This is a genomic window from Pseudoduganella sp. R-32, from assembly GCF_049913245.1.
Taxonomy (GTDB): domain Bacteria; phylum Pseudomonadota; class Gammaproteobacteria; order Burkholderiales; family Burkholderiaceae_D; genus Rugamonas.
The window spans coordinates 1,711,607-1,723,845 of record NZ_CP183987.1; the positions used below are offsets into that span (position 1 = coordinate 1,711,607).

Genomic DNA, 12,239 nt, shown 5'->3' on the forward strand with positions numbered 1-12,239 from the left:
ATCCTATTTCCTATTCGTTGGTGCAGCCCAGCACTTCTTCCAGGCTGGTCAGTCCGTTCTTGACCTTGACCAGGCCCGATTGACGCAGGGACTTGACGCCTTCTGATTCCGATTGCGCCGCGATCTGCATCGCGTTGCCGTGTGCCAGGATCAATGCTTCGATCGCGGGCGTGATCGGCATGATCTGGTAGATACCGACCCGGCCTTTATAGCCCGAGCCGTTGCAGCGCTCACAGCCCACCGGGCCGTAAGGTTTCCAGCTGCCATCCAGGTCCTCATCCTTGAAGCCCGCTTTCAGCAGCAGCTCCGGAGCGATGTCGATCGGCTTCTTGCAGGTGCACAGGCGGCGCGCCAGGCGCTGCGCCGTGATCAGGATGACCGAGGAGGCAATATTGAAGGGCGCGACGCCCATGTTCATCAAGCGCGTCAGGGTCGACGGCGCGTCATTGGTGTGCAGGGTGGAGAACACCATGTGGCCGGTCTGCGCAGCCTTGATCGCGATGTCGGCCGTTTCCAGGTCACGGATCTCGCCGACCATGATGATGTCGGGATCCTGGCGCAGGAAAGCTTTCAGCGCCACCGGGAAGGTCAGGCCGGCCCGGTCGTTGACGTTGACCTGGTTGACGCCGGGCAGGTTGATCTCGGCCGGGTCTTCGGCGGTCGAGATATTGATGCCGGGCTTGTTCAGGATGTTCAGGCAGGTGTACAGCGACACCGTCTTGCCCGAGCCGGTCGGGCCGGTCACCAGCACCATGCCGTAAGGGCGGTGCACGGCGTCCAGCAGGATCTCCTTCTGGTCCGGGTCGTAGCCGAGCGAATCGATGCCCATCTGGGCCTGGGTCGCATCCAGGATACGCATCACGGTCTTTTCGCCGAACAGGGTCGGCAAGGTCGACACGCGCAGGTCGATGGTCTTGGTGGACGACACGATCAGGCGCATGCGGCCATCCTGCGGCACGCGCTTTTCCGAGATGTCGAGCTTGGACAGCACCTTGATGCGGGACACCAGCTTGTCCTTGATCGAGGTCGGCGGCTGGGCGTGTTCGATCAGGTTGCCATCGACCCGGAAACGGATGCGGTAAAACTTCTCATAAGGCTCGAAGTGCAAGTCGGACGCGCCCATATTGACCGCATCCATCAGCATCTTGTTCAGGAAACGCACGATCGGCGCGTCTTCCACCTCGGCGTCGGCACCAGCGCCCTGCGCCTGGGACGCGCTTTCCTCTTCGGCGAACTCGATTTCGGCGTCGTCGCCCGTCATCTCGAGGACGGTCTGGGTCGAGCTCTTGGTCAGGGTTTCCAGCAGCTTGAGCAGCACGTCGTGCTGCACAATGACCGGTTCCACGGTCGATTCGGCCTGGAACTTGATCTGGTCCAGGGCCTGGATATTGGTCGGGTCGGACAGCGCCACCGACATCTTGTTGCCGCGCTTGGCCAGCGGAATCACGCGCTGGGTTGCCATCAGGCGGGTATCGATGGCCTTGGGCGGCAGGATTTCGGGGTTGATGGCGCTCAGGTCGAGCAGCGGGTAGGCAAACGTTTCGGCACAGAAGGCGGCCAAGTCGCGCGCGTTGATGGTACCGCCGGCCAGCAGTACGTCAATAAACGTTGACTTTTCGGCAATAGCCTTCTTGTTCAGCGCGTCCGCTTGCGGCGGGGTAAGACGCCCCGCTTGCATCAGGGCCCGGGCCAGTCCCGACATAGGGGAACCAGACGCCGAGGTGGGTTGGACTGCTGCCATAGGAGCGCACTATCAGATTATTAATAAAGAGTGAGTCTCCGGATGATGCCTGCAGGCATCATTTTTGTAAAGGTCCGCACGGTTCACTCTGCCTGGCGGAACTCCGGACGTCGCAATTTCACTACTTTAATGGCCTGGTCTTGTGCTTGCACCACTTCCACGATGCAATCGACCACTTTGATGGAAATGGGGGCATCGGGAATGTCTTGCAATACTTCTAACAGCATGCCGTTCAACGTCTTGGGCCCATCAAGCGGAAAGTTTAAACCCAGACGCTTGTTAATGTCACGTAATGCCGTGCTGCCCTCCAGCAGGCATTCGCCGTGCTCGTCCCAGCCGAAGCTGTCGGCCCGCGCTGCGCTTGGAGTGGAGGTGGTGAATTCGCCGATCATTTCCTCGATGATGTCGTCCAGCGTGACCAGGCCCTGCACCTCGCCGTACTCGTCGACCACGATGGCCAGGCGCTCCTTGTTCTCCTGGAAGTTCTGCAGGGCGGCGAAGGCCGGCGTGTCCTGCGGGACGAAGAAGGGTTCGGATAGCAGCTTGCGGAAATGTTCGACCGTCAGTTCGTCCTGCTCGTTCAGCAGGGCGATGGCCTTGCGCACGTGCAGGATGCCGACGATCCGGTTGATCTCGCCGTCATAGACCGGCAGCTTGTTGTGGAAACAGGTGGTGAGCTGGGACTTGATGTCGTCCACCGGCATGGCCAGGTCCAGCGCCTCGATGTGGGCGCGCGGGGTCATGATGTCCTCCACTGAGATGGTGTCGAGGTCGAACAGGTTGAGCAGGATGCTCTTGTGCTTTTTCGGGATGAAGCTGCCGTTTTCCAGCAGCACCGAACGCAACTCGTCCGGTGACAGATTGCCTTCCTGGATCTGGCCAGTGGGCTTGATGCGGAACAGGCGCAGCCAGGTATTGACGAACAGGTGCACGAACCACAGCAATGGCTTGGAGACCGACAGCAGCGGGCGCAGCACCAGCGAAGCAGGCAGCACGATCTGGTCGGCATAGCGGGCGCCGACGATCTTGGGCGAGATTTCGGCCAGCACGATCAGGATGAACACCACGATCACGGTCGACAGCAGGATCACGTGCTGCTCCAGCCCGAACTGGGTAATGGCGATGGCCGTGGCGAGGGCAATGGCCATGGCGTTGATCAGGGTGTTGGCGACCAGGACCAGCGACAGCAATTGTTCGGTGCGTTCGAGCAGCCACAGGGTAGCGATGGCGCGGCGGCTGCCGCGTTTGGCCTGGTGGCGCAGGCGGAAGCGATTGGCCGCCATCAGGGCAGTTTCGGCCATGGCAAAGAAGGCCGAGGCGAGGATCAGGAAGGCGAGGACGGCAAATTGCGCCCACAAGGGAACGGTATCCAAGGGTCGTAATGACGAGTCAGTAAGGGGACGATTCTAACATGGCGCTGGCCCCGGCCGCGTCGTCGCCGCGGCCAGCACGCCTGGGCGAAGCCCCCTATAATGCTGGCCATGCGTGACGTGGATGCAATTCTGGCGCCGATGCGCCTGGCCCTGGTTCCGCCGCCGCAGCTGGCGGGGGTGGTGCGCTATTTTCATGTCGAAAGAAACAGCCCGGGCGCGGTGCTGGTGCCGGCCTCTCCCTGCCCCATGATTACCTTCTTCGTCCGCGGCGGCTCGCGCTTCAGCGGCGTGGACGGGCGCGAGCGGCTGCAGACCGCCCCCTTCATCACCGGGCCGATGTCTGCGCATACGCCGGCGGTCTGGGAGCCCGGCACCACCTTCATCAGCGCGGTGATCGACGTGGGCCAGCTGGGCCGCCTGCTGGACGTGCCTCCCGGCGAACTGCGCGACGCCGTGGTGCTGCTGGCCGATGCCGCGCCCGACTGGAGCGGCACTTGCGCGCTGGAGGAGGGGCTGCGCGCCGGCGGCGACAGCGCCGGCTGGGTTGCCCTGATGGCTGATTGGCTGACGCGGCGGCTGGCAGTGCGCGAAGCCGGCTTCAGGCGCGGCGCGCAACCATTCACCTTGCCGCCGCTGCTGATGGCCCTGCCTGCCGACGAAATCGCCACCCGTGTCGGCATCAGCGTGCGCCAGCTGGAGCGTCGCGTGATGGCCAGCTACGGCCAGAGCCTGCGCGATGGCAAGCGCATGCTGCGCTATATCCGTGCCTTGTCGAGCATGATCGCCGCGCCGCCGCGGCACGGCGGCCTGACCCGGCTCGCCGTCGACTGCGGTTATCATGACCAGGCCCATATGGTGCGTGATTTCATCCAGTACACCGGCATGGCGCCCAAGGCGCTGCTGGAAGCGGCTGCCGACGCCAGCGGGACCATGCGCCTGATGCGTTATGACGAGGCTTCGCGCGCCATCGTCACGCGCGGGGACTGACAGCCGCGGCGCATGTCGCCTCCGTACAATATTTTTCCCTCCTTCCCCGGTATCGTGGCGACGCTACGAAAGGGGAATGAAATGGAACTGGAAGCTACTCTGGAGCGCGACGGTTACGTGCTCACTTCGCTGGACGCGCTGATGGAAACGGTCCGCACCAACAGCCTGTGGTACCTGAGCTTCGGCCTGGCCTGCTGTGCGGTGGAAATGATGGAAGCCGCGTCAGCGCGCTACGACATGGACCGTTTCGGCATGTGCCCGCGGCCTTCGCCGCGCCAGGCCGACCTGATGATCGTCGCTGGCACCCTGACCAACAAGATGGCGCGCGCCATGCGCAAGGTATACGATCAGATGGCCGAACCGCGCTATGTGGTGTCGATGGGTTCCTGCGCCAATGGCGGCGGCTATTACCACTATTCGTATTCCGTGGTGCGCGGCTGCGACCGTATCGTGCCGGTCGACGTCTACGTGCCCGGCTGCCCGCCGACGCCGGAAGCCTTGCTGTACGGCCTGGTGCAGCTGCAGCGGAAAGCGCGGCGCGGCGAGCGCGCCGTCATGCTGCGCGGATAGTGGACTAGCTGCCGCGGTAGGTCGAATAGGCCCACGGCGACACCACCAGCGGAACGTGGTAGTTCTGGTCCGCATGGGCGATGCCGAAGGCGATCGTCACCTGGTCGATGAAGCGCGGCGCAGGCAAGTCCACGCCGAGCGCCGCGAAATAGTCTCCCGCGCCGAACACCAGCTCATACCGGCCAGGCTGCATGGTGTCGCCCTCCAGCAGCGGCGCGCCGCAGCGGCCATCGGCATTGGTCACATCCTCCTTCAATAGCGTGCGGGCGCTGCCGGCCAGCGCATACAGCGCCACATGCACGCCGGCGGCGGGACGTCCGTTGGCGGTATCGAGGACGTGAGTGCTCAGTTTTCCCATTTTGCATTCCTTATTTTGCTTATCCGGCAGATCATATACCGGTGCCATAACGCCAATATATTATTGCGCATATACCTTTAATCCCGGACCTGTCATGAGCAATTACCCGCGCGACCTCGTCGGCTACGGCCGCAATCCACCCCATCCACAATGGCCAGGCCAGGCCCGCGTGGCCCTGCAATTCGTGCTGAACTACGAAGAGGGCGGCGAGAATAGCGTTCTGCACGGCGACCCCGCCTCGGAGACCTTCCTGTCTGAGATCATCGGCGCGGCCGCTTTCCCGAACCGCCATATGAGCATGGAATCGATCTATGAGTACGGTTCGCGCGCCGGCCTGTGGCGGCTCCTGCGCATGTTTGAGGAGCGCAAGCTGCCGCTGACCATCTTCGGCGTGTCGATGGCGCTGCAGCGCCACCCTGAAGCGGTGGCCGCCTTCCAGGAGCTGGGCCATGAGATTGCCTGCCACGGCCTGCGCTGGATCACTTACCAGAACATGGACGAGGAGACCGAGCGCGCCCATATGAAGGAAGCGGTGCAGATCATCAAGGAGCTGACCGGCAGCGCCCCGCTGGGCTGGTACACAGGCCGCGATTCGCCGAATACGCGCCGGCTGGTGGTCGAGCATGGCGGCTTCCGCTATGACGCCGACTATTACGGCGACGACCTGCCGTTCTGGCAGGAAGTGGCGCACACCGGTGCCGACGGCAAGCCGGCCGTGACGCCGCAACTGATCGTGCCGTACACCCTGGATACCAACGATATGCGCTTTGCCGCCATGCAAGGCTTTAACAGCGGCACGCAATTCTTCGATTACCTCAAGGACGCATTCGACGTACTCTATAAGGAGGGGGACCCGGATGGCCTGAACCAGCCGAAAATGCTGTCGATCGGCCTGCATTGCCGCCTGGTGGGCCGTCCGGCGCGCGCTGCCGCCCTGGCGCGCTTCCTCGACTACGTGCAAAGCCATGACAAGGTGTGGATCACGCGCCGCATCGACATTGCCGAGCACTGGCACAAGCATCATCCTTATATGCGAAACGCCTGATATTCAAAATCAGGGATTTCATATATGGATGGGGTGCGGTAATGTTATCTTGCAAGCTAGGAGACCTGCGAGGACAAGATGTCAGAACCGATCCGCTTTTACTACCGCGGCGCCGTGCATGAAGTACGAGACGCTGCCCCAACGCAGACTGTGCTGCAGCACCTGCGCGAAGACTTGCACTGCACCGGCACCAAGGAAGGCTGCGCCGAAGGCGATTGCGGCGCCTGCACCGTGGTGCTGGGCAGCGTGGTCGACGGCAAGCTGGAGCTGAAAGCGGTCAATTCCTGCATCCAGCTCACCCCTACGCTGGACGGCAAGGCTCTGTTTACCGTGGAAGACCTGCAGCAGGCCAACGGCGCCCTGCATCCGGTGCAGCAGGCGCTGGTCGAATGCCATGGCTCGCAATGCGGCTTCTGTACGCCGGGCTTTGCCATGTCGCTGTGGGGCCTGTACCTGAAAAAAGAAGGCCAATGTGCCTCGCGCAAGGAAATCGACGACTGCCTGTCCGGCAACCTGTGCCGCTGCACCGGCTACCGCCCGATCATCGACGCTGCCCAGCGCATGGTCGAATTGCCGAACGTTGAATTCGACGCGGCTCGCGTGGCGGAGCAGCTCGAAGCACTCAAGCGCGATGCGCTGGCTGTCTACAGCGCACATGGCCAGACTTTCCTGGCCCCGCGCACCCTCGATGAGCTGATCCAGCTGCGTGCGGCCAATCCGTCCGCCGTGCTGCTGGCCGGTTCCACCGACGTCGGCCTGTGGGTCACCAAGCAGATGCGCGACCTGGGCGACATCATTTACCTCGGCCACGTCGATGCATTGAAGGTGCTGCGGGTGGACGAAGGTTCCATCGAAATCGGTGCCGGCGTTTCGCTGGAAGACGCCTACGACGCCCTGTGCCAGCACTACCCGAACGAACTGGGCGAGCTGCGCCAGCGCTTTGCCTCCCTGCCGATCCGCAATGCAGGTACCTTGGGCGGCAACGTCGCCAACGGCTCGCCGATTGGCGATTCCATGCCATGGCTGATCGCCCTCGGCGCGCAAGTGGTGCTGTGCGGCGCGGCCGGCGAGCGCGTGCTGGCGCTGGAAGACTTCTACCTCGATTACATGAAGAAGGACTTGCAGCCTGGCGAATTCGTGCAGGCAGTACGCGTGCCCCTGCCGAGCGAGGACGTGCGCTTCCGCACGTACAAGCTGGCCAAGCGCTTCGACCAGGACATTTCCGCCGTCTGCGCGGCCTTCGCCTTGCGCATGGACGGCGAGGCGGTTGCCGAGGCGCGCATCGCCTTTGGCGGCATGGCCGCCACCCCTAGGCGGGCGGCGCAGGCGGAAGCGGCGCTGAACGGGCGCGCCTGGAACGAGGCCGCGCTCGCCGACGCCATGGGCGCACTGGCGCGCGACTATGCGCCTTTGAGCGATATGCGTGCCAGCAGTGAATACCGGATGAAGACCGCGCAGAACCTGCTGCGCCGCTTCTGGCTCGAGACGCGCAATGATGCGCCGCTGGCGGCCGATGCCGTCAACGCCTTCGCTGTCAGTGCGTAATGGAGAAAGAATGAAGGAGCCAGCATGAACCATCCCGTCACTCCTGAACTGAAGGCCGCCACCTGGACCGGCGTCGGCATTCCGCGCAAGCATGAATCGGCCGAGCTGCATGTGCTGGGCCAGGCGACCTATACCGACGATATTCCCGAAGTTCGCGGTACCCTGCATGCAGCGCTCGGCCTGTCGTCCAAGGCCCATGCCCGCATTACTTCGCTGGACCTGGACGCCGTGCGCGCCGCACCTGGCGTGGTCGCGGTGTACACAGCCTCCGACATCCCGGGCACCAATGACTGCGGTCCGATCATCCACGACGACCCGATCCTGGCCGATGGCCTGGTGCAGTATGTCGGCCAGCCGATCTTCATCGTGGTCGCCGACTCGCATGCCAACGCCCGCCGTGCCGCCAAGCGCGGCGTGGTCGGCTACGAAGAGCTGCCGGCCATCCTGACGCCGCAGCAGGCCAAGGCTGCCGCCTCCTACGTGCTGCCGCCAATGAAGCTGCTGCGCGGCGATGCGCAGGCTGCGTTCGAGAAGGCGCCACACACGGTCAAGGGCCAGCTGTACGTCGGCGGCCAGGAACAGTTCTACCTTGAAGGCCAGATCGCCTATGCCATCCCGAAAGAGGGCAAGGGCATGCTGGTGCAATGCTCGACCCAGCACCCGAGCGAAATGCAGCACGTGGTGGCGCATGCGCTCGGCCTGCATTCGCACCATGTGACGGTGGAATGCCGCCGCATGGGAGGCGGATTTGGCGGCAAGGAATCGCAGTCCGCGCTGTGGGCCGCCGCGGCGGCGATCGCGGCGACGCGCACCGGCAAGCCGGTCAAGCTACGCGCCGACCGCGATGACGACATGATGGTCACCGGCAAGCGCCACTGCTTCTACTACGAGTACGAAGTGGGCTACGACGACGCGGGCCGCATCGTGGCTGCCAGGGTCGACATGACTTCGCGCGCAGGCTACTCGGCCGACCTGTCAGGGCCTGTTGCCACGCGCGCCGTCTGCCACTTCGACAATACCTACTACCTGTCTGACGTTGAAATCCATGCCGCCTGCGGCAAGACCAATACCCAGTCGAACACCGCTTTCCGCGGCTTCGGCGGCCCGCAGGGCGCCATCGCCATCGAATACGTGATCGACGAAATCGCGCGCAACCTGGGACAGGACCCGCTGGATATCCGCCGTCTCAACTTCTACGGCAAGACCGAGCGCAACGAAACGCCTTATGGCCAGGTGATCGTCGATAACGTCATCCACGAGCTGGTGGCGGAGCTGGAGCAAAGCAGCGAATACCGCGCACGCCGCGCTGCGGTGGCCGCGTACAACGCAAGCAGCCCGGTGCTGAAGCGCGGCGTGGCGCTGACGCCGGTCAAATTCGGCATCGCCTTCAATGTCACTCACCTGAACCAGGCGGGCGCGCTGGTGCACGTCTATGTCGACGGCTCGGTGCTGGTCAACCATGGCGGCACCGAGATGGGGCAGGGCATCAACACCAAGGTGCTGCAGGTGGTCGCGCACGAACTGGGCCTCGACCTGGAACGCGTGCGCATTACGGCAACCGATACCAGCAAGGTGGCGAATACCTCGGCCACGGCGGCGTCCACCGGCGCGGACCTGAACGGCAAGGCGGCGCAGGATGCGGCGCGCCAGATCCGCGAGCGGCTGGCGGCGTTTGCCGCGAAAACGCTGGGCGGCGAGGCGGCCGATGTGCGCTTCTTCGCCAACGAAATCCACGTGAACGGCCAGAGCGTGCCGTTCGAAGCGCTAGTGCAGAAGGCTTACCTGGCCCGCGTGCAGCTCTGGTCCGACGGCTACTATGCGACGCCGAACCTGCACTGGGACCCGAAGACCATGAGCGGCCACCCGTTCTCCTACTACGCTTACGGCGCCGCCGTGTCGGAAGTGGTGGTCGACACGCTGACCGGCGAGTGGAAGCTGCTGCGCGCCGACGCGCTGTACGATGCCGGCCAGTCGCTGAACCCGGCCATCGATATCGGCCAGGTGGAAGGCGCCTTCATCCAGGGCATGGGCTGGCTGACTACCGAGCAGCTGTGGTGGAACGGTGCCGGCAAGCTGATGACGCATGCGCCGTCCACTTACAAGATTCCCGGTATTTCCGATTGCCCGGAAGACTTCCGCGTCAAGCTGTTCCAGAACCGCAATGTGGAGGATTCGATCCATCGCTCGAAAGCGGTGGGCGAACCGCCGCTGCTGCTGCCGTTCTCGGTATTCTTTGCCATCCGCGATGCGATTTCCGCAGTTGGCGGGCATCGCTTCAATCCTCCGCTGAACGCCCCTGCGACCAGCGAAGAAATCCTGCGCGCCATCGCGGCGGTCGAAGGCGAATCACCTTCTGCGGCAGGCTGAAATGGCTGACTGGTTGACGCCAGCCGGGGAACCGGCGGTACTCGTCACGGTCGCGCGCGCCGAAGGTTCGGTGCCGCGCGAGGCGGGGACGCACATGCTGGTCACGGCCCGCGGGCAGTTCGACACTATCGGCGGCGGCCACCTGGAACACAAGGCCTTCGCCATCGCGCGCGAAATGATCGCCGCCCGCCGCGCCGGACGCGCGGTGGCGCCGCACCTGGAGCGCTTCCCGCTGGGCCCAAGCCTGGGCCAATGCTGCGGCGGCGTGGTCTGGCTGCTCTTCGAGACGGTAAGCGGCGGCCTGGAAGAGTCCATGGCGCAGCTGCGCCAGCGCCGCCGCCAGGACAGCTGCCGCATCAGCGCCATCGACGGCGAAGCGGAATGCCGGCTGGTGGACGAGCAGCACAAGGAAACGCATATCCACACCGATGCCGGCGGCCGCCGCTGGCTGGTCGATCCTGTCAAGCCGCCGCGCGCGCACCTGGTCCTGTTCGGCGCCGGCCACGTCGGCGCCGCGATCGTGCGCGCACTGGCCGAGCTGCCGTGCAGCGTGACATGGGTCGACGAGCGCGACGCCATGTTCCCGGCCGAAGTGCCAGGCAACGTCACGATCGAAGCCACCGACACGCCGGAAGCCTGCGTCGACGAGGCGCCCGACCATGCCAGCTACCTGGTGCTGACCCACAGCCACGCACTGGACTTGCAACTGAGCGAGGCGATCCTGCGCCGCCCCAGGGTCGGCTGGTTCGGCCTGATCGGCTCCAAGACCAAGCGCGCCCAGTTCACCTCGCGCCTCGAGGCGAAGGGCCTGAGCACGCAAAACATGGTATGCCCGATCGGCCTACCGGGTATCATCGACAAGGCGCCGGCGGTGATTGCCGCCTCGGTCGCCGCCCAATTACTGATGGTCTGGGAATCCCAGGCGAAAGACTAGCAATGAGCAAAACCTCCAGCGTGCAAGCCTACCGAGCAGGCTTGCTGCATTTTCACGCCGATCCGGCCTTCATCGAACACGCCCACGCCTGGCATGAGGACGGCCTGCTGATCGTGGCCGATGGCAAGGTACAGGCTGCGGGCGACTACGCCACGCTGGCGCCAACCCTGCCGCCCGGCACCGAAGTGAAGGACTGCCGCGGCAAGATCATCATGCCCGGTTTCATCGACAGCCACGTGCACTACCCGCAGACCGACATGATCGCCTCGCCGGCGCCCGGCCTGCTGCCGTGGCTCGAGCAATACACCTTCCCCACCGAGCGCCAGTTCGAAGACCCGGCGCATGGCGCCCAGGTGGCCGAGTTCTTCCTCGATGAGTTGCTGCGCAATGGCACCACGACTGCCATGGTCTACGGCACCGTGCACCCGCAATCGGTGGACGCCTTCTTCACCGCCAGCGAAAAGCGCGGGCTGCGCATGATCGCCGGCAAAGTCATGATGGACCGCCATTGCCCGGACTTCCTGTGCGACACCGCCGAACGCGGCGTCGAGGAAAGTGAAGCCCTGATCCAGCGCTGGCATAAGAAGGGGCGCTCGCTTTACGCCATCACGCCGCGCTTCGCCCCGACGTCGACGGAAACCCAGCTGCAACTGGCAGGCGAGCTGGCGCAGAAGTACCCCGACACCTTCCTGCAAACCCACGTCTCGGAGAACAAGGAAGAATGCGCCTGGGTCAAGACACTGTTCCCGCAGGCGCGCAGCTATCTCGACGTATACGACCGCTACGGCATGATGCGCCCGCGCGCCGTCTACGGTCACTGCATCTGGCTGGACGAAACCGATCGCGCGCGCATGGCCGAAGCGAAGGCCGCGGCCGCCGTGTGCCCGACCTCCAACCTGTTCCTTGGCTCCGGCCTGTTCGACTTCGAGCAGGCCGACAAGGCGGGCATGCTGCTGTCGCTGGCCACCGACGTCGGCGCGGGCACTTCGTTCAGCATGTTGCAAACGATGAATGAAGCCTATAAAGTAGCGCGCTTGAAGGGCAGCTACCTGCCTGCCATGCGCATGTTCTACCTGGCGACGCTGGGTGCCGCGCGCAGCCTGCACCTGGAAGACACGATCGGCAGTTTTGCCGCCGGCCGCGAAGCGGACTTTATCGTGATCGACCCGCAGGCCACGCCGCTGCTGGCACGCCGCAGCGCCAACACCGACAGCCTGGAAGAACAGCTGTTCGCCCTGGCGCTGCTGGGGGATGACCGCGCCGTAGCGGCGACCTATTCGGGCGGCCGCCTGGTGCATGCGCGCGGGCAGGGCTGACCG

The 12,239-nt window shown here is 64.3% G+C and carries 10 protein-coding genes; 7 read left to right on the forward strand and 3 right to left on the reverse strand.

What is annotated here, in order from left to right; all coding sequences use genetic code 11:
• Nucleotides 1-10: 10 nt before the first annotated feature.
• Nucleotides 11-1,702 carry a type IV-A pilus assembly ATPase PilB gene (pilB, locus tag ACN9MU_RS08085; protein ID WP_426169406.1) on the reverse strand — a complete coding sequence of 564 codons (1,692 nt, stop codon included), beginning with the start codon at nucleotides 1,700-1,702 and terminating at the stop codon, nucleotides 11-13.
• Between the two features lie 122 nt (nucleotides 1,703-1,824).
• Nucleotides 1,825-3,114, reverse strand: a complete 1,290-nt coding sequence (locus ACN9MU_RS08090; RefSeq protein WP_426169409.1) for an HlyC/CorC family transporter — start codon at nucleotides 3,112-3,114, stop codon at nucleotides 1,825-1,827.
• A 99-nt stretch (nucleotides 3,115-3,213) separates the two neighbouring features.
• On the opposite strand from ACN9MU_RS08090, the gene ACN9MU_RS08095 reads away from it, so the two are divergent.
• Nucleotides 3,214-4,101 (forward strand): helix-turn-helix domain-containing protein, encoded by an 888-nt coding sequence (locus tag ACN9MU_RS08095; protein WP_426169411.1) that lies wholly within the window; start codon nucleotides 3,214-3,216, stop codon nucleotides 4,099-4,101.
• Between the two features lie 81 nt (nucleotides 4,102-4,182).
• A complete protein-coding gene (locus tag ACN9MU_RS08100) occupies nucleotides 4,183-4,671 on the forward strand; it encodes a NuoB/complex I 20 kDa subunit family protein (protein ID WP_426169413.1) in 489 nt (162 codons plus the stop codon).
• Nucleotides 4,672-4,675: 4 nt separating this feature from the next.
• Here ACN9MU_RS08100 and uraH read toward each other — a convergent pair whose 3' ends face one another.
• Nucleotides 4,676-5,029 carry a hydroxyisourate hydrolase gene (gene uraH, locus ACN9MU_RS08105; protein WP_426169416.1) on the reverse strand — a complete coding sequence of 118 codons (354 nt, stop codon included), beginning with the start codon at nucleotides 5,027-5,029 and terminating at the stop codon, nucleotides 4,676-4,678.
• A gap of 94 nt (nucleotides 5,030-5,123) precedes the next feature.
• On the opposite strand from uraH, the gene puuE reads away from it, so the two are divergent.
• From puuE to guaD, 5 genes are all read left to right on the forward strand, one after another.
• Nucleotides 5,124-6,074 carry an allantoinase PuuE gene (gene puuE / locus ACN9MU_RS08110; protein WP_426169419.1) on the forward strand — a complete coding sequence of 317 codons (951 nt, stop codon included), beginning with the start codon at nucleotides 5,124-5,126 and terminating at the stop codon, nucleotides 6,072-6,074.
• A gap of 78 nt (nucleotides 6,075-6,152) precedes the next feature.
• Nucleotides 6,153-7,619 carry a xanthine dehydrogenase small subunit gene (gene xdhA / locus ACN9MU_RS08115; RefSeq protein WP_426321567.1) on the forward strand — a complete coding sequence of 489 codons (1,467 nt, stop codon included), beginning with the start codon at nucleotides 6,153-6,155 and terminating at the stop codon, nucleotides 7,617-7,619.
• 24 nt (nucleotides 7,620-7,643) lie between these two features.
• Nucleotides 7,644-9,986: a xanthine dehydrogenase molybdopterin binding subunit gene (gene xdhB / locus ACN9MU_RS08120; RefSeq protein ID WP_426344402.1), complete on the forward strand. Its 2,343-nt coding sequence runs from the start codon at nucleotides 7,644-7,646 to the stop codon at nucleotides 9,984-9,986.
• Between the two features lies 1 nt (nucleotide 9,987).
• Nucleotides 9,988-10,920, forward strand: a complete 933-nt coding sequence (gene xdhC / locus ACN9MU_RS08125) for a xanthine dehydrogenase accessory protein XdhC (RefSeq protein WP_426344403.1) — start codon at nucleotides 9,988-9,990, stop codon at nucleotides 10,918-10,920.
• Between the two features lie 2 nt (nucleotides 10,921-10,922).
• Complete coding sequence (guaD, locus tag ACN9MU_RS08130; protein ID WP_426344404.1) at nucleotides 10,923-12,236, forward strand: guanine deaminase; 1,314 nt, start codon at nucleotides 10,923-10,925, stop codon at nucleotides 12,234-12,236.
• The last annotated feature ends 3 nt before the right edge of the window (nucleotides 12,237-12,239 follow it).

What these genes read in the sequence shown, in the direction of transcription:
- pilB (WP_426169406.1), bottom strand. Translation starts at nt 1,702, where the DNA reads ATGTCGGGACTGGCCCGGGCCCTGATGCAAGCGGGGCGTCTTACCCCG.
- ACN9MU_RS08095 (WP_426169411.1), top strand. Translation starts at nt 3,214, where the DNA reads ATGCTGGCCATGCGTGACGTGGATGCAATTCTGGCGCCGATGCGCCTG.
- ACN9MU_RS08100 (WP_426169413.1), top strand. Translation starts at nt 4,183, where the DNA reads ATGGAACTGGAAGCTACTCTGGAGCGCGACGGTTACGTGCTCACTTCG.
- uraH (WP_426169416.1), bottom strand. Translation starts at nt 5,029, where the DNA reads ATGGGAAAACTGAGCACTCACGTCCTCGATACCGCCAACGGACGTCCC.
- puuE (WP_426169419.1), top strand. Translation starts at nt 5,124, where the DNA reads ATGAGCAATTACCCGCGCGACCTCGTCGGCTACGGCCGCAATCCACCC.
- xdhA (WP_426321567.1), top strand. Translation starts at nt 6,153, where the DNA reads ATGTCAGAACCGATCCGCTTTTACTACCGCGGCGCCGTGCATGAAGTA.
- xdhB (WP_426344402.1), top strand. Translation starts at nt 7,644, where the DNA reads ATGAACCATCCCGTCACTCCTGAACTGAAGGCCGCCACCTGGACCGGC.
- xdhC (WP_426344403.1), top strand. Translation starts at nt 9,988, where the DNA reads ATGGCTGACTGGTTGACGCCAGCCGGGGAACCGGCGGTACTCGTCACG.
- guaD (WP_426344404.1), top strand. Translation starts at nt 10,923, where the DNA reads ATGAGCAAAACCTCCAGCGTGCAAGCCTACCGAGCAGGCTTGCTGCAT.